The sequence below is a fragment of the Candidatus Enterococcus wittei genome, assembly GCF_002140175.1.
Classification (GTDB): Bacteria; Bacillota; Bacilli; order Lactobacillales; family Enterococcaceae; genus Enterococcus_B; species Enterococcus_B wittei.
In genome coordinates this window covers 163,799-180,191 of the sequence record NZ_NGMO01000001.1, presented here as the reverse complement: position 1 = coordinate 180,191, position 16,393 = coordinate 163,799, and the positions used below count along the sequence as shown (strand labels likewise).

Genomic DNA, 16,393 nt, shown 5'->3' with positions numbered 1-16,393 from the left:
CTCAAAAGAGAAATAATCAAACCAATTAAATCAAAAATAAAAAAATGGAGAGGTTCAAAATATTGGAAGTTCAACACTTTATACAAGAAATAAAGAGCTGGCCCACAAACTAACGCAATTTTTATCCGTTCTTTGTTCCACTTAATAAAGGAACAAACGATAGGTACAAAGAAAAGCGTAGGTAATAGAAAAAGAAATTGACTTAACTTTAGCATCTATGTGTAACTCCTATTCGTAATGATTAGTGAGAAAGCTCTATTATTATTGAGTATTGTTTTAGGAACAAAGCCTAAAGGGTTCTAACTGCTCATGGATGAAAAAATTAAAATAAAGAAAGTTATCCAATAAATAAACGATAGCATGTTCTAAGCTTGTGAACAACTAATATGATGTGTTTTATGTTGTTTTCTCACAGTTTATTTAATTTACTCAAATCGAAGAGTTTTATTGGAATTTTGATTGTGTGAAAAAGCGCTTCATGCTATCATAAAAGTAACTTCGATAAAGTTAAAAAGTACCCTTAGCTCAGTTGGTTAGAGCAGACGGCTCATAACCGTCCGGTCGTAGGTTCGAGTCCTACAGGGTACATCACATGTTCTATAAGAAAATGAAAAATTTTACCAAATGTTAAGCGAAAAATAAGCCAAAAATAGAAATGACTATTTTTGGTTTTTTTTTCGCTTATTTTTATAGAAACTGTCTTTCAATAGATTGTCTATTTATGAAAAGAATCAAAGTTCATAAAATATTTGGCAGCCTGTTTTTATAAAGTAGCCTTGTTCTATTACTTCACTTCCATATTAAAATCTTTTAAAAGTGCCAATGCCGCTGTTTCATGATTACGACTAGCCACTAGCGAAGAATCAATCAAGAAATCACCTTCGGGAAAGGCACTTTGTAAAGCAACTGTATTAGATAAGACGCAAAGATTGGTTTCGATCCCAACGACTTCAATGGTTTTTTGTTGATCCTTACTTTCAAAAAAAGTTTCTTGGATATCCAACAATGTTTTTGGTGGAATCGTAAAATAATTCTTTTTGACCACACGTTCATTTGGAAGCGGAGAGAGTTCAGGAATAAGCTGAAGATCTTGGTGTTCTTCTTCCTGACCTTTTCGTTCTATTGGGATGTCCATGGTGAATAAAACATATTCATCTGCTTCTCTAGCTTGCTGGAGACGGTGACGAATACGTGTCACTAATTGGTCGGCTCCTTCAATATAATATTCACTTTCTTGATCAAGAATATGGTTTTGCATATCAACAACAACTAACATTTTGACACCTCCATTTGTTTACTCAAAATAAGTTTTTAAAAAGTAGGCAACTCCAGCTTCATCGTTTGTTTTAGTCACTTGATCGGCTAGCGTCTTCACACGTTCCTGTGCATTGCCCATCGCTACACTTAAACCACTGCAATTAAGCATAGCAATATCATTTTCTTGATCGCCAAAGGCCATGACATCATCGGCAGTGATCCCTAAATGTTCTGTCAAAAAGAGCAAAGAATGAGCTTTCGTAATGTTTTTTGGAGTGATTTCCAAAAAATGTGGATCTGAGAAAACAGAATCAATTCCATCTTTTTTTAGTTCTTGTTGGATGTGGTGTAATTTTTCTTCATTTTTATCTGTCAAAGCTAACTTCAAATAGCTAAGAGAGGGATCATTTAATTGTTCTGTGATTTCTTCAAACGAATGATTCTGTAAATTAAAGTGAGCGTAATAAGGGTCGTCTTTCACTAAATTATCTTCATCAAAAGTTAATTGATCATCCTGTGTTTCTCTGCTAGCAATAATAGAGATTTTTGCCTCTTTAGCTAAGAAGAATGCTCTTTTTAATGTTGGTAGTTCGATTTTCGATCGTCTTAATACATCAACGATTTCTCCACTTTGCATTTTAGCAATGAATGAGCCATTCGAAGAGATCAAATACCCCCCAATAGATAATTGTTCAAATATATCTTTTGCAGAAATACTGTTTCTCCCTGTTGCAATCGTTACGATGCCTCCGTTTGAGTAAAAGGTTTGAAGGGCCTCAATATTTGCTTTGGGTACAAGACCTTGTGAATCTAGTAAAGTCCCGTCTAAATCGATTGCTGCTAATTTCATTTTTTTGCGCTCCTTTTTTTCTTTCTATAACTTAGATTAAATGAGAATCTCTAAAAATAAAAATAAAATGCTTTGTTATCATGAATTTTTCAAAAAAATTTCTAATGAATAACTGGCGTTATATAGGTAGAGATTTGGTCAATACCACTGAATAAATAGACAAAAAACAACAAGAGATTGCGTTTTCATTTTCATAAAAAGGGGTAATTTTTGCGTAATATTCATAAAAACAAAGCATATCTTTTGCTTTCGACCTTAAGTAAGCATATTGTAGATGTAGAACAGGTTAGAAAAAGATTAAAAAAAGGAGTGATTTTGATGGAGATTAAATATGGAACTGTCCCAGTAGTGACTGCTTCAGATGAAAATTACGCTCCTTATTTAAGCGTAATGATTGCAACGGCGTTGAAAAACAGTAATAAGATGAGACATATATATTTTTATGTAATTGATGATGGTCTCTCAGAATACAGTAAAGAAGGGTTGAAGCAAACCGTTAAAGAGTATTCTGAACATGCTAGTATTCAGTTCTTAACAGTAGAAAAAGATGTATATGAGGATTTTTTAGTTAGTGATCATATTACGACGACAGCCTATCTGAGAATTTCTTTACCTAAAATTCTCTCAAAATATAATTATCAAAAAGTATTGTACTTAGATTCTGACATCTTAGTGTTAGACGATATCGTAAATTTATATGATGAACCTTTACATGGAAAGACAATTGGTGCAGTGATTGATCCAGGCCAAACAAAAGCTTTGAAACGGTTAGGTATAGATTCTGATGAATATTACTTCAATTCGGGTGTAATGGTCATTGATATTGATCAGTGGAACAAAAAAAATATCACTGAAAAAACCATCAGTTTTCTAAAAGAGCATGGTGATCGTATCATCTATCATGATCAAGATGCATTGAATGCCATCTTATATGGAGATTGGGAACAATTTCATCCAAAATGGAATATGCAATCTTCACTTATTTTTGAAAAGCATCCAGCACCCGATGATAATTATAAAGAATTATACAAAAGTGGGAATAAAGCACCATCTATTGTTCATTTTACTGGACATGATAAACCTTGGAATACATTAAAAGATCATCCATATACACAGATCTATCTTAAAAATCTAGCGCATAGCGCATTAACGAAAGTAGGCGAGGTAAATGAGTAGAAGAAAAGAAGTAGCAGTTGTCTCAAGTTGTAATACGAAATTTGTGCCTCATCTAGCGGCGTTGTTTGTTTCGATTTTAGAAAATAGTGATCCAAAAGTATTTGTACGTTTCTATGTAGTAGATGATGACATCGATCTTGAAAGTAAAAACTTATTGCGTTTTTCAGTGAAAAATTCTCGTATGAACACAGACGTAGAGTTCTTGAAAATCAATAAGAAATTCTTTAAGAACTTAGTAACGAGTGATCGTATTCCAGAAACAGCTTATTATCGTATCGCAATTCCAGAATTATTTAGAGGGAAGAATGTCGAACGTATTCTATATATGGACTGTGACATGATTGCATTACAGGACATTACAAAATTATGGGATCTTGAATTCAACGGTGCAGCGTTAGCAGCAATTGAAGATGCTGGCTTCCACCAACGTTTAGAGAAAATGGAGATTGAAGCTGAATCTACACGTTATTTCAACTCTGGTTTGATGCTAATCAATGTGGAACAATGGCTTAAAGAAAATATTACGAAAAAGGTGCTCCACTTTATTGAAAATAATCCAGAAAAATTACGTTTCCATGACCAAGATGCACTAAATGCGATTTTACATGATCGTTGGGTTCCACTACATCCAAAATGGAATGCTCAAGGTTATATCATGGCAAATGCAAAACAACATCCAACAGCACAAGGCCAAAAAGAATATGAAGAAACTCGAAAAGATCCATATATCATTCATTATTCTGGTCATGTAAAACCTTGGAGTAAAGAATTCAAGGGTGAGTCAAAGAAATATTACGATAAATATGCAAATATGACGGCTTTCCGTTGTGTAGAAAAATTTCCAAAATATCCGATGTACGCTCGTGTAAAACGAAATACTGAGTTTACTGTCAAATAATTTGAAAAAGTTTTTACCTATAATAAAGGAGAGAATCGATATGGAGATCACTTTGTCTAAACGTGCGATAGAGATCTTGAAAGAAAAAACAGGAAAACATTCAAAGATTGCTTTGGCATTGGTCGATAGCTCTGATCCTTTTTTAAGGGGACAAGTCGCATGGGCAAAAGGAAGTTTCTTTCAGATTATTCCTTTTTTAACAGAATTTGGTCATTACATCACTAAGATCGATCATCCTCTGTTAGAAATCTATACTTCAAAAACCGAACAAATGTATTTAGGGAGATGTTTAGTAATGGATTATGACCCAATATTGAATAGCTTTTCATTAAAAAATGAAATTGCAACACTAGATCATAATATTAAACTGTCTCATTGTTTCTTTAGTTAATTTTTTACCAGAAAGGGCGATTCGCCATGCTGGAATATTACTTGATTGATTCACAGAAAAAAGTAATAACCGCAAATGAAACACATTTTAATTGGCTGGTGATCGACGCTAGCGATACTGAGGAAATTGCAATGGTTACCCAAAAATTCGACTTGCCTGACGATATTTTTATAGGTGTTTCTTATCCAGAAGAGGTATCAAGGGTTGAAAAAATTGCAGGTACTCATTTGGACAATCCAATTTCCTTAGTACTGCTAAATCTTTCTAGCAAAAAGGACAGAATGGAAAAGCGATTGAGCCCAATTTCTATTGTGATGTCTGAGGGATTATTGATCACTTGTTGTGATCCTCAAACCCATTTTATCAATCATCTTTTGAAGAATCATAAAACACACATTGACTCCTTTGAAAAAGTAATTGCTTATATAGCATTAGATATTTATACCCATTTTGTCAAAGAGTTAAGAGAAATGAAACAGCGGATCGATTCTTTAGATAAAGAAGCGCGAAAAACGACTGAAAATGAAGAGTTGTATAAGCAAGCAGACTTAGAAAGAGAAATCGTCTATATTGATCATACATTAAGGGATCAAAAAGAAACGATGGATGATTTATGGGAAGTGGACGAATTCATCAACCGTTTAGCAGATGAACAGTTGATCTATGACGTACGTTTGCGACAACGTCAAACCGAAAAAATGATCTTGATCTATCGAGACTTATTAGAAAGTATCGGTGATCTTTTTAATGGCATGATGGAAAACAATTTAAATCATTTGATGAAATATCTTGATTCCGCTGCTTTGATCATTTCCATTCCAGCCGTGATTGCTGGAATCTGGGGAATGAACACAGGGGGATTGCCGGGAAAAAGTTCTGGTCTCGGTTTTTTATTAGTAGTTATCGGATCAGTTATTGCTGCCGCTACTGTTGGTTATCACTTATTTAGAAAAGACTATACAAAATAGTCATATATGGCTGTAACAGCCAGAATTATAACGTTAGTTATCACAATTTTTAAAAATATAGGAGGATTATTATGACTGAACCAAATTTAATCGACCCAAGAAAACTATATCACACAGAGGAGTTTCCAAAACAGGATCAAGATACACCTGCGTTACAAACAGAAATGAAACCTGTACCTGATTGTGGAGAAAATAGTTATCAAGGAACCAATCAATTAGAAAATCGTCGTGTCTTAGTGACTGGAGGAGACTCTGGAATTGGACGGGCCGCTGCGATTGCTTATGCACGAGAAGGTGCGGATGTGGCGATCCAATTCTTCCCTGGTGAAGAAGAGGATGCAAAACAAGTGGCTCACTATATTGAAGATGCTGGACGTAAGGCTTTATTATTGCCTTTTGATTTGCGTGAAGAATCTGCACCAAAAGAAATTATCCGTCAAACAGTAGAAGCTTTTGGTGGATTAGATACGATGGTGTTGAATGCAGGACAACAAATCTCTTGCCAATCCATCGCAGATATTCCAATGGAACAAGTCAAAGATACATTTACTATTAATATCATTGCGATGTTTGCCTTAGTAAAAGAAGCTATTCCTCATTTACCAGCAGGAAGTGCCATTATTAATACTACATCTGTCCAAGCTTTCAATCCAAGTGAACATTTACTTGATTACGCGGCAACAAAAGCATCAATTGCCAACTTTACTATCGGATTAGCTAAACAGTTAGCACCAAAGGGTATTCGGGTTAACGGGGTTGCACCTGGTCCAATCTGGACACCACTTCAATTAGATGAAGGTCAACCACAAGATTCTATCCCTGAATTTGGTCAACAAGCATTGTTGGAACGTGCCGGCCAACCAGTTGAACTAGCTCCTGTTTATGTCTTTCTTGCTTCAAACAAAGCAAGCTATGTGACAGCCCAAATCTATGGTGTAACAGGTGGGGAAGCAATCAACTTATAGGCCATTTGAAGGAAGTTAGGAGGTAAAAACATGAATAAAGGTGTTAAAACGGTAGGAACAATTGTTTCAATCCTACTTCTGTCCATTCTTCTATTCGCGATTTTGATCAGTTCTATTTACCCATTGCCTTTTCGGTTAGAAGAGTTTCGATTTATTTCATTGACTAACGCATATATTCAGCAGTACGTCTTTTGGTTAGCAGTAGCTTTTGCCGTATTAACCATCATCGCTATACTTATCTTGTTGTTTTATCCAAAAACCTTTAGCTCATTTTTATTAAAAAAAGGGGATGGAGAACTAACATTAGATAAAAAGGCGATTGAAGGAATGGTTCGATCTCATTTGAGTCAAGATGATTTTATCGATTCCCCAAAAGTAACGATACGCGCAACTAAAAATAAAATTGATGTAAAAGTTAAAGGTGAATTAAAGCGTACCTCATCATTAATTGGTAAAACAGGCACGTTGATGGATGAGATCGAAAAAGAAATAAAAGGTATTTTAGGTGCAGAGGAACCGGTTGTTGTTTCAGTAAACTATACTGGCTATCAACAGCCTCATTCAAAAAATGCCACAGAACATTCAAGAGTACAGTAAGGGGGAGTAACTATGAACGAGTTCTTTTCAACTTACAAGCTCCCCATCATTTGTGGTGTGCTTGGGTTAATACTAGCCGTGTTATGGATATCTGTTGGCTTTTTCAAGACCTTATTGATTTTGATTATGGCTGCGATAGGTATAGCAGTTGGTTTGTATTTGAAAAAAACAGGAATTTTAGAGCATTATTTTAAATCATAGGAGGAATCTATCATGGAAAACAATCACAATCAAAAAAACGAAAAAAATACGCCGGTATCTGCGCATCCGGATCCAACTACTCCAAACCAATCAAATGGTACGAGTGAAGTGAAAAATAAAACAGCGCCGGTATCTGCACATCCAGATCCAGTAGTTCCTAATGTAGAAGAAAAAGTTTCTCATGAAGAACATCAAAAAACTGAACCTCCGAAGCAACCGTCACATAAATTGCCTGGAGAAATAGGTGGAGCGCAAAATCAATCAAATCATGAAAATAATGAGCCTAAACATGAGGAAGAATCCATGAATGGTGAAGTAACTTATGAAGATAAAGTCATCCAAAAAATCATTGCACTTGCTTTAGAACAAGTAGATGGGCTATTAACAGCTGAAGGTGGATTTCTATCAAATGTTACAGGTAAATTGGTGAATACAGATAATGAAACAGCTGGGATTGAAACTGAGGTTGGTAAAAAACAAGTGGCTGTCGACTTATCAATAGTGGTGGAATATGGGAAAGATATCGATGATATTTTCCAACAAATCAAAAAAATCATCAGTCAAGAAGTAGATAAAATGACACATCTTGACGTGATTGAAGTCAACGTGAATGTTGTTGATATCAAATCAAAAGAAGAGTACGAAAAAGAGCAAGTAACGGTCCAAGATAAAGTGACCGATGCAGCAAAAGCAACTGGTCACTTTGCTTCTGAGCAAACAGACAAAGCAAAATCTGCAGTGAACAAAGGTAAAGAAAAAGTAAATGAAGAAACAGAACCACGCGTTGAGTAGTTTTTACATTCTAAAATTTACTCAATTGATGGAATACAGAAAAAATAAAATGATGTTGATACTTTAGGAGGAAATAAAGATGGGATTTATTTGGTCATTGATCGTTGGCGGTATTATTGGAGCAATTGCAGGGGCTGTTACAAATAAGGGTTCTTCAATGGGCATTATTGCAAATGTGATTGCAGGTCTTGTTGGCTCAGCAATTGGACAAGCGTTATTAGGAACATGGGGACCAGTGATTGGTGGGATGGCAATCGTACCATCATTGATTGGAGCAATCATCTTAGTCTTGATCGTTTCTTTCTTTGCTAGAAAATTATAAATTTAAAAAAATAGGTAGATCTTTTCACAAAAGCTGTGATAAAAGCAACTAACTATAAGTGAATAAGCCGAAGAAACCAAAGATAGTTTTTCTATCCTTGCGCTTCTTCGGCTTTTTGAATTAAATAGCACTCGAATAGTTAGTTCAAACAGTAGGTGTATGGGATTGTTCATTATATTGTTTTATCTGAAACTGTAGGTAAAAAGGTTTATTAAGAGAAAAGAAACTACAGTTTACATAATTAATATATAGTCTACTATAAAATGGTTGGAATAAGTGCAATTTTTTTCATGAACAGTGACAGATTTCCTCCACAGTGTTTTTTATTTGTATACATATCACTTTTTTCTTTCATTTTATCCTGATCAACATGGAAAAAATGACGTTCCAAAACGACGCTATACCCTGTAAACTATAAGAAGTAAAGCTTTTCCATTTTTTTAAAATGAAAGATTAGGAGGAGAGACTATCAAATAAAAGGTAGTTTAAGAGAAAGTACATAACATTTTAGCAGTCAGTAAAACAATTAGTGATAGTTAAAAAATGAACATTTTTTTAGTATTAGGTAAATATGAGAAAGGAAGTACATAAAATGGTTAGTTCACAAAAAAGAAATTCAAGATCTTCCATTCGTTCTACGTATAGATCGATCAAAAGGAGGAACCACCATTGAAACCAGGAAAAAAATTATTACATAGTGCATTGATTCTAGGTGTGACTTTAGGAAATCTCAATGGAACAGTTGTTCAGGCAGTATCGGCGTTAAGTACCATTAAAAATGAAACAAAAATTACTAAAGCAACCGAAACCACAAAAGAATCGGAGCCAACAATCAAAAAAGCATCAAAATCTGAAACAAAAAAAGCAACAAGTAAAACAAAAAATAAGAATTCAACCAAAACAAATAAGCAGTCTTTAGATTCAAAGGAAACAGAGATAGTACGGAGTAAGCGTACACTAAAGGCTGATAGTAATTTCAATGTGAATGATTTTCCTCGCTATACCAATCAAAAACATATCGACTTAGCAAAAAATCTTCTGGCAGATGTGCAAACTAAACTTAACGAGTTTGTAGATACATCAAGTATAAGATTTGAACTAGGGGAGCAAGTACAAGCCAATCAATTTATGTATAGTTTCCCTGAGTTCAGTAGTTATAATGGCGGTCGTATCGGAGTGTTATTAAAGTATCCAAATGGTCTTCCTATAGATGAATATTGGGCTTCAGTCGAATCAGACAGTGGGAATTGGGAAATGCGACTGTATACTAATCATATAAATTCTGGTCAGGGTTTTTATGATTTCCTAGTGAACGCTACATTTAAACGTTTAAAATATGGTGCAAGTAATAGTCCTGAAAAGTTTACGTTTCCAGCAATACCATTCACTATCTTTGAATATAACGATAACTTTAACCTTTATTTGGGGAGTTTAGAGAAGGAGTCCTTCACTGTAAAATTTCCAACAGCTGAAGATGCAATCGGAAAAATCAAAGCAACGGTCAAATCAGGAACCCATGGTTTGATCCAAAATGATCCAGTTCCCGATCCTAAAAATTACCTTACTGTAGAGAATACAAAAGGCAATGTCAAGTATGAATGGACTACATCCCCAAAAATGGATCAGTTAGGTACTCAAAATGCAAAAGTAAGGGTATCGGATGAAACGGGCAGAGCAGAGGAAGTGACGGTTCCTGTCACGGTGGAACCATTAATTAAAGCCAAAACGGGCCCTTTTGAAATTTATCAATACGATTTGATGCCTAAGGCGGAGGACTACTTTGAAGTAACCTCTTTTTTAACTGGTGACTATTCCATTGATTGGATTGATAATGCTAATACCAATACTCCTGGAACACAAACTTGGCGGGCAAAAATCACTGCCTCTAATAATCGGGAGGCTACAGCGGAGATCCCCATGCAAGTCAAACCACTTGGAGATTTAGTCGTCAAATTAAAGCCTATCGAAGAACATAAGTTAGGTTATTCATATCCAAGCTTTGCTACCAACTTCAAAGAGTACATTGATTCAGTCACAATGAATGGTGCTAACGTGGAGTTAAAAGATCTAGAATATGTGCCAGCCGAAAGTGTAGAACCTGATTCTAGTGTCGTTGGAACACACCCAGTCAAACTAACAGTCCAAACTAAGCATCCTAATAGTGGGGCGACCATTAAAGGGTCGGTAGAAACAACGGTCAACGTCAAGTGGGGAGAGACGATCTTGATGAAGGCCTTCAATGGTGAATCAGCGGGAGCATTTTCTTTATTGCTAAATGGCACCAATAGCTCGAATATCCCATTGAAACTTACAAGTGGTTTGAAGAGCTCCCCAGAAACGTCAGTCGGACCATCTGGCACACCTTTTTCCCTTTATTATTCTTTCGAAGTCTTGCGAAATGAACAAGTGATCTATAGTCAAGATGTTCCTAATCGAGCGACTTTAGAACAGATCATGGATGATTTTGGTGGCCCAGAAAATACCATCGATGTGCGGATCAATGATGTGATCAAGATCTATCATCCAGAGCGTACACCGAATAGTTCGGTCTTGATGATGAATGAACAGGAGCATGATTTCACCTATGATTCAGAATATGCCTACTATAAAGTGACAGCTTATGGTTTTGATCCTGTGCCAGTGATGGAAGCAGAAGGCGCACAAAAGAGTTTTGTCTTAGGCGAAAATACCGCAAACATCGATCCGTCTTCCTTGATTAGTAATGTCACGATCAATGGGCAGAAAATCGATAGCAGCTTGTATACGGTGGAATCATTGATTGATTTTGATACTAGTGCGGTTGGCACACGCAAGATGCGCTTACGGATCAAAATGAAAGACGGATTAGCCTCAAAAGATTTTGATATTGACTATCAAGTGAAATGGGGCAGCACTTTTGTGCTGAAAGGGCTAGATAATGCAACAGTCGGTGCCTTTAGTCTATTAAAAGAAAATAATCAATGGGCCCTACATGCCAGCCCAGGAATCAGTGACACTGATCTAAGCAAGCCGGTGAATAATTACTTTGGACGAAAAACGTATTATGGGATTGAAGTGATCGAGAATGTCACAACGAAATACCAATACGAGGTACCAGGCAATATCTCGATCAAAGAGGCGATCGAAGGCTTTAATAATGGACAACCATTAAACGTGGAAAAAGGCAATGTCATCAAAGTGTATCATGCGGAATCCTCTGGAAAGAATCTACTAATGGTCGATGAGTTAGTGAAAGATTTTACCATTGGCTCTGATTATGCTTACTATGAAGTGACAGACCATGGCTTAGAACCGATTCTTGCCATAGATACAGATACGAAACCGCAAGAATTCCAATTAGGCGAAGATACAAGTAAAGTGGACGGAACACAGTTGATCAATCATTTGACGATCAATGGAACAGAAGTCCCAGCCACTCTTTATACTGTCAAACAATTGGCTGATTTTGATACGCAAACAGTCGGGGATAAAGAGTTGCGGATCCAGATCGAAACTAAAGATGGGAATATTTCAAAAGAAATTGGTGTTCCTTATGAAGTCAAATGGGGGAATTCGATCGTAATGAAATCAAGCACAGGTGGTTCAGCAGGAGTCTATTCATTACAACCAGGATCGAGCAATACCTCTAGAAGACTGAAGATCCATCAAGGGTTTGACTCTCCTTTAGATGAAAAACTGGGCCAAGACCCAGGACTTTATTACTCGTTGACTGTATTAAGAGACGATCGTGAGGTCTATGCCCAAGATATGCCAGGGCATGCGACATTGCAACAGATCATGACGGCTTTTGGAACGGATCAGGTCGTTTCCATCCAGTTAGGTGATGTGGTCAAGGTGTATCATCCCCAGAGGTCAGAAGGTAGTTCAGTCTTGATGGTAGATGAAAAAGAAGAAGACTTTACCTATGGTTCGCCTTATGCTTACTATCAAGTGACAGCTTATGGCTTTGAACCGATGTCAGTGATGGAGGCGCATACCGCCAATCAAGCGTTCGTGTTAGGAGAAGACATCAGTCAGATCGAAGACAGTCAGTTGTTAGAAAAAGTCACTATCAATGGGGAAACAGTGCCGGAAGATGCCTATACCATTGAGCGTTTATCGGCTTTAGATACTACCACTATTGGGAAGAAAACGGTCAAAATGAAAGTGCGGATGAATGATGGCCTTTCTGTAGTGGAAACAGAGATTCCCTATGAAGTCAAATGGGGCAGCACCTTTGTGCTGAAAGGTTTAGAAGAAGCCACTGTAGGTGCGTTTAGTATCTTGAAACAAAATGAGACGTTAGCAATCTATGCCTCAAAAGGGGAAACTACAACGGATATGGATGCCCCAGTCAATTACACTTTTGGCCGCGATACATATTATAAGATCGAAGTTTTAGCTGATCCGAAAAAGAAACAACTCTTCCCAGATAATATCAAATATAGTTATGAAGTTGCGGGGAATCGGACGGTTCGACAAGCGATTCAAGGATTCAATAACGGGCAGCCTTTGGTTGTAGAAGAAGGGGATATCTTCAAAATCTATCATGCAGAAACTGAAAATCGAAACTTATTGATGCGAGATGACCTAGTCAAAGATTACACCGCTGGCTTGAATTATGCCTATTATCAAGTGAAAAATGATGAGTTTGAACCAATCACGATGCTAGAAGCAGAAGTAAGTAGCCAAGAATTGATACTAGGAGAAGATGCTTCGAAGTTGGATGCTGCCACTCTCTTGGGAAACGTCTCCTTCAATGGTCAAAAATTAGCCAACACTCTTTATAAAGTGGAACAGACTGAAGCGTTCGATACACATACCACTGGTCAGAAAACGGTTAATTTGAAAGTGACCACGGCGGATGGAGTATCTTCGACCGATATCGAAGTTCCTTATGAAGTGAAGTGGGGCAGTACGATCCACTTGAAAAATCGCAAAGGCGAAACCGTTGGTTCTTTTGGTCTATTAAAAAATGAGAAACAAAAACAAATCGAGATCCAATCGATGCAAGGTTCGGATCAGACTGTTCTGAAAAATCGTGTGACAGAATTAGATGATATGAACGTTTACTATGGGATCGAAGTGTTAACGAGTGCGAATGTCAGCAAGTATAAATATGAGGTCAGAGGGACACAGACGATCGAACAAGCCATTTCAAGATTCAACAGTGGCAAAGGATTGATTGTTAACGAAGGCGATGTGATCCGAGTCTTCCATAGTGATTCCAATAATAACCTATTGATGTCGGAAGAAAGAGAACGAAACTTTACTTATGGTGGGAAATACGCGATCTATAAAGTGACGGAATATGGATTTGAACCTTCTGGAGAGCTGACAGTTACGCCTCATACAGTAAAAATCGTGCAAGGTGCAAAAAAAGTCGACTTAAAATCACTAGTGAAAGAAGTCAAAGTCAACGGTAAAAATGTGCCAAGCAATTTTTATAACGTTACTTTGTCGGAAGAAGTCGAAGAAATCGATACGAGCAAATTAGATGTGTATAAGAGACAGCTAGTGAAAGAAGTCAAAGTCAACGGTAAAAATGTGCCAAGCAATTTTTATAACGTTACTTTGTCGGAAGAAGTCGAAAAAATCGATACGAGTAAATTAGGAGAAAACAGTATTCCAATCGATGTGACTGTAGATCCAACCTTTGGAGGGTTTACTACTCAGACTCAAACGACCTATGAAGTTGTCTCTTATACACATCTAGATGTGTATAAGAGAACGATAAATATAGAAGTGAACGATTGCCTTTTCTTTCGAAAAGGCAATCTAACGAAACGATACTGTCACTTATAGTCTTTGCAGACGATTACTCAATATTAACTCTTTCTCATTTAAACAATGTATTCCCTAACCACTAATACATCCTTGTAACCCTTTAGTTACGCCAGTGGGATTAAACTTCATAAAAACAAATTAAAACATCGTATAACATATGATTCGCAATTGAAACAATTATAACATGAAAAAAACTGAAAGTAAACTGCTACCTGTCTCTTATACACATCTAGATGTGTATAAGAGTTTGCGAAGTGGAGGGATGATTCATGTTAAAAGTCTTTGTTTGTGATGATGAGGCAGTCCACCGTAATCGAATCACAAAAATAATTAAAAATTATCTATTGATGATGGACTACGATATTGAATTTCAATTTGCTACAGAAAATCCACAAGATATTTTAGCGTATATTTCTGTTAATAAAACAGAAGGGGTCTACTTTCTAGATATTGATCTGAAGGCAGAGATGAATGGGGTCGAACTAGGTAAAAAAATTCGTGAGTATGATCCAACTGCTAAAATTATTTTTGTCACAACTTACACTGATTTTGTCTATTTAACTTTCCTTTATAAAGTAGAAGCATTAGATTATATCATAAAAGATAATGAAGATCAGCTACGATCGAAAATCATTGCTTGTATCGATATTGCTATCGAAAGGTATTTGAATACGGCTTTGTCAACAAGAGAACAAATTTGGTTGAAGAGTGGTCCAATTGATGTAAAGTTGTATGTGGATGAAATACTTTTCTTCAGTTCAAGTCCAATTCCACATAAATTAATCGTTCATTTAGATAATCGTATGATCGAATTTTCAGGAAAAATCAAAGAAGTCGAAAAATTAAGTCATTTATTTTGTCGTTGTCATCAGTCATTTGTTGTAAATTTAGCGAATGTTTCGGAAATCAATAAAAAAGAGCGGGTGGTTATCATGCGTAATGGCGCTCAATGTTTAGTATCCACAAGATATCTAAAAAAACTGATTACACAATTTGAAAGTTCTAACGAGGAGCAGAAAAGCACTTTTGATTAAAAAGGCTTCACTTTTGATTAAAACGCTCACGAAACCTTGAATTGTTTATAATGAAAACGAAGACAAAGGAGTGGATTAAATGACAGATGATTATATTTCACTAGAAGAAAAATTATCAAAAAAAATCAGCAAAAAAATTGGAGAGCAATTAAAGCTTTCTAACTTAGATACGGCAAAAGTGGAGTATGGTTTATCTATTTTATTCGTTGACGTATTTAAAATGTTAGTGATGTATACATTTGCCATCATGCTCCACATCTTGCCCGCTGTTTTTATCACACATCTTGTATTTATTTCGTTAAGAACGACAGGAAAGGGATTTCACGCCAGTAATAGTGCGCTATGCACGGTGTTAAGTGTTTTCTTTTTAGTTTTTCTGCCATACGTGACATCGCATTTCAATTTATGGTTTTCTCGTCCTTCATTCGTCTTTCTAGTCCTATGTGTTTGTACCTGCATAGTGGTAAATAAATGGTTGACGGATAAAAGGAATGTTGTTATAGAAAAAATAATCAAACAAACTGGTACTATCATTCTATTAATCACAATGATTGGATTGCTTCAGCCTAGTGATGAGATCCGAACATTTATCGGATTAGGTTTAGCAATCGCTACATTGTTGATGTTTATTAAAACCAAAGGAGAAGATAAAAAATGATGACGTATGTGAATAACAAAAAAATCCAAATGATGAAGCTTGTATCAACTATGGCAATGGCTATTGCAACCTATGCAGTAGCAAATGCTAGCGGAGTTTGCTTGTTCGCTATCTATGAACCAAAGATGCCTGAAGCACTAAAAAATGAATTAAATAAGTAAATCAATCAAAAGAAAAAGCAACAGAACTAAAAACGAGTAGAATCGTTTTTAGTTCTGTTGCTTTTTTGCTAGTTCATCATAAAAATATAGGTGAAATGAAACGAGATCATGGTGAATTGTTCTTATTATGAGATTTTCCTTTTCACTTTTTACGGAAGTTTTGTAGCAAAAGAACAAAGAGAAAGAAGAAGATTGCTTCCCATAAAGTAGTTGTCCAGCTGAATTCCTTTGAAATCCCAAAAAACAAATTTCCTAAATTAGACACAATCAAATATATAATAGTAGTTATTAATGCATAGAGCGATTTTCTAATCATTACAGCACCTCTTCTTTCACAGGTTAAAGAAACATATAAAT

Annotated in this window: 17 protein-coding genes and 1 tRNA gene; 14 read left to right on the top strand and 4 right to left on the bottom strand. The window is 36.0% G+C overall.

Annotated elements, in window-relative coordinates:
* The coding region (locus A5844_RS14375; protein WP_086283136.1) for a hypothetical protein at positions 1 to 215 on the bottom strand (215 nt) is incomplete at its 3' end.
* Between the two features lie 299 nt (positions 216 to 514).
* Between A5844_RS14375 and A5844_RS00595 the strand changes: the two genes are divergently transcribed.
* Positions 515 to 588: transfer RNA gene (locus A5844_RS00595), tRNA-Ile, on the top strand.
* Between the two features lie 196 nt (positions 589 to 784).
* Here A5844_RS00595 and A5844_RS00590 read toward each other — a convergent pair.
* Both A5844_RS00590 and A5844_RS00585 read right to left on the bottom strand, forming a co-directional pair.
* The gene (locus A5844_RS00590) at positions 785 to 1,276 is read right to left on the bottom strand and encodes a cysteine hydrolase family protein (protein ID WP_086283135.1); all 492 of its coding nucleotides are present in this window, start codon (positions 1,274 to 1,276) and stop codon (positions 785 to 787) included.
* 18 nt (positions 1,277 to 1,294) lie between these two features.
* Positions 1,295 to 2,107 carry a Cof-type HAD-IIB family hydrolase gene (locus A5844_RS00585; protein WP_086283134.1) on the bottom strand — a complete coding sequence of 271 codons (813 nt, stop codon included), beginning with the start codon at positions 2,105 to 2,107 and terminating at the stop codon, positions 1,295 to 1,297.
* A 318-nt stretch (positions 2,108 to 2,425) separates the two neighbouring features.
* Here A5844_RS00585 and A5844_RS00580 point away from each other — a divergent pair, with 318 nt between their 5' ends.
* The 13 genes from A5844_RS00580 (at position 2,426) to A5844_RS00520 (ending at position 16,036) form a co-directional block, all read left to right on the top strand.
* On the top strand, positions 2,426 to 3,283 hold the full coding sequence (locus A5844_RS00580) for a glycosyltransferase family 8 protein (RefSeq protein WP_086284056.1): 858 nt from the start codon (positions 2,426 to 2,428) through the stop codon (positions 3,281 to 3,283).
* A complete protein-coding gene (locus A5844_RS00575; RefSeq protein ID WP_086283133.1) occupies positions 3,276 to 4,181 on the top strand; it encodes a glycosyltransferase family 8 protein in 906 nt (301 codons plus the stop codon). The genes A5844_RS00580 and A5844_RS00575 overlap by 8 nt, the downstream gene beginning before the upstream one ends.
* A 40-nt stretch (positions 4,182 to 4,221) precedes the next feature.
* Positions 4,222 to 4,572, top strand: a complete 351-nt coding sequence (locus A5844_RS00570) for an iron-sulfur cluster biosynthesis family protein (RefSeq protein WP_086283132.1) — start codon at positions 4,222 to 4,224, stop codon at positions 4,570 to 4,572.
* A gap of 26 nt (positions 4,573 to 4,598) precedes the next feature.
* On the top strand, positions 4,599 to 5,540 hold the full coding sequence (locus tag A5844_RS00565) for a magnesium transporter CorA family protein (protein ID WP_086283131.1): 942 nt from the start codon (positions 4,599 to 4,601) through the stop codon (positions 5,538 to 5,540).
* A gap of 71 nt (positions 5,541 to 5,611) precedes the next feature.
* Complete coding sequence (locus A5844_RS00560; RefSeq protein WP_086283130.1) at positions 5,612 to 6,505, top strand: SDR family oxidoreductase; 894 nt, start codon at positions 5,612 to 5,614, stop codon at positions 6,503 to 6,505.
* Positions 6,506 to 6,535: 30 nt separating this feature from the next.
* Positions 6,536 to 7,102: an alkaline shock response membrane anchor protein AmaP gene (gene amaP, locus A5844_RS00555; protein WP_086283129.1), complete on the top strand. Its 567-nt coding sequence runs from the start codon at positions 6,536 to 6,538 to the stop codon at positions 7,100 to 7,102.
* 12 nt (positions 7,103 to 7,114) lie between these two features.
* Positions 7,115 to 7,303, top strand: coding sequence for a DUF2273 domain-containing protein (locus tag A5844_RS00550; protein ID WP_086283128.1), 189 nt, complete (start codon positions 7,115 to 7,117; stop codon positions 7,301 to 7,303).
* A gap of 9 nt (positions 7,304 to 7,312) precedes the next feature.
* Positions 7,313 to 8,095 (top strand): Asp23/Gls24 family envelope stress response protein, encoded by a 783-nt coding sequence (locus A5844_RS00545; RefSeq protein WP_373419204.1) that lies wholly within the window; start codon positions 7,313 to 7,315, stop codon positions 8,093 to 8,095.
* A gap of 79 nt (positions 8,096 to 8,174) precedes the next feature.
* Complete coding sequence (locus tag A5844_RS00540) at positions 8,175 to 8,417, top strand: GlsB/YeaQ/YmgE family stress response membrane protein (protein WP_086283126.1); 243 nt, start codon at positions 8,175 to 8,177, stop codon at positions 8,415 to 8,417.
* 669 nt (positions 8,418 to 9,086) lie between these two features.
* Positions 9,087 to 14,201, top strand: a complete 5,115-nt coding sequence (locus A5844_RS00535) for a Rib/alpha-like domain-containing protein (protein WP_086283125.1) — start codon at positions 9,087 to 9,089, stop codon at positions 14,199 to 14,201.
* 251 nt (positions 14,202 to 14,452) lie between these two features.
* Positions 14,453 to 15,217: a LytR/AlgR family response regulator transcription factor gene (locus tag A5844_RS00530; RefSeq protein WP_086283124.1), complete on the top strand. Its 765-nt coding sequence runs from the start codon at positions 14,453 to 14,455 to the stop codon at positions 15,215 to 15,217.
* 79 nt (positions 15,218 to 15,296) lie between these two features.
* Positions 15,297 to 15,875 (top strand): accessory gene regulator B family protein, encoded by a 579-nt coding sequence (locus A5844_RS00525; protein WP_086283123.1) that lies wholly within the window; start codon positions 15,297 to 15,299, stop codon positions 15,873 to 15,875.
* A complete protein-coding gene (locus A5844_RS00520; RefSeq protein ID WP_086283122.1) occupies positions 15,872 to 16,036 on the top strand; it encodes a cyclic lactone autoinducer peptide in 165 nt (54 codons plus the stop codon). Before A5844_RS00525 ends, A5844_RS00520 begins: the two co-directional genes overlap by 4 nt.
* 142 nt (positions 16,037 to 16,178) lie before the next feature.
* On the opposite strand, the gene A5844_RS14370 is transcribed toward A5844_RS00520, so the two are convergent.
* Positions 16,179 to 16,393, bottom strand: a 215-nt coding sequence (locus A5844_RS14370) for a hypothetical protein (RefSeq protein ID WP_218776165.1), incomplete at its 5' end; no start/stop codon positions are given.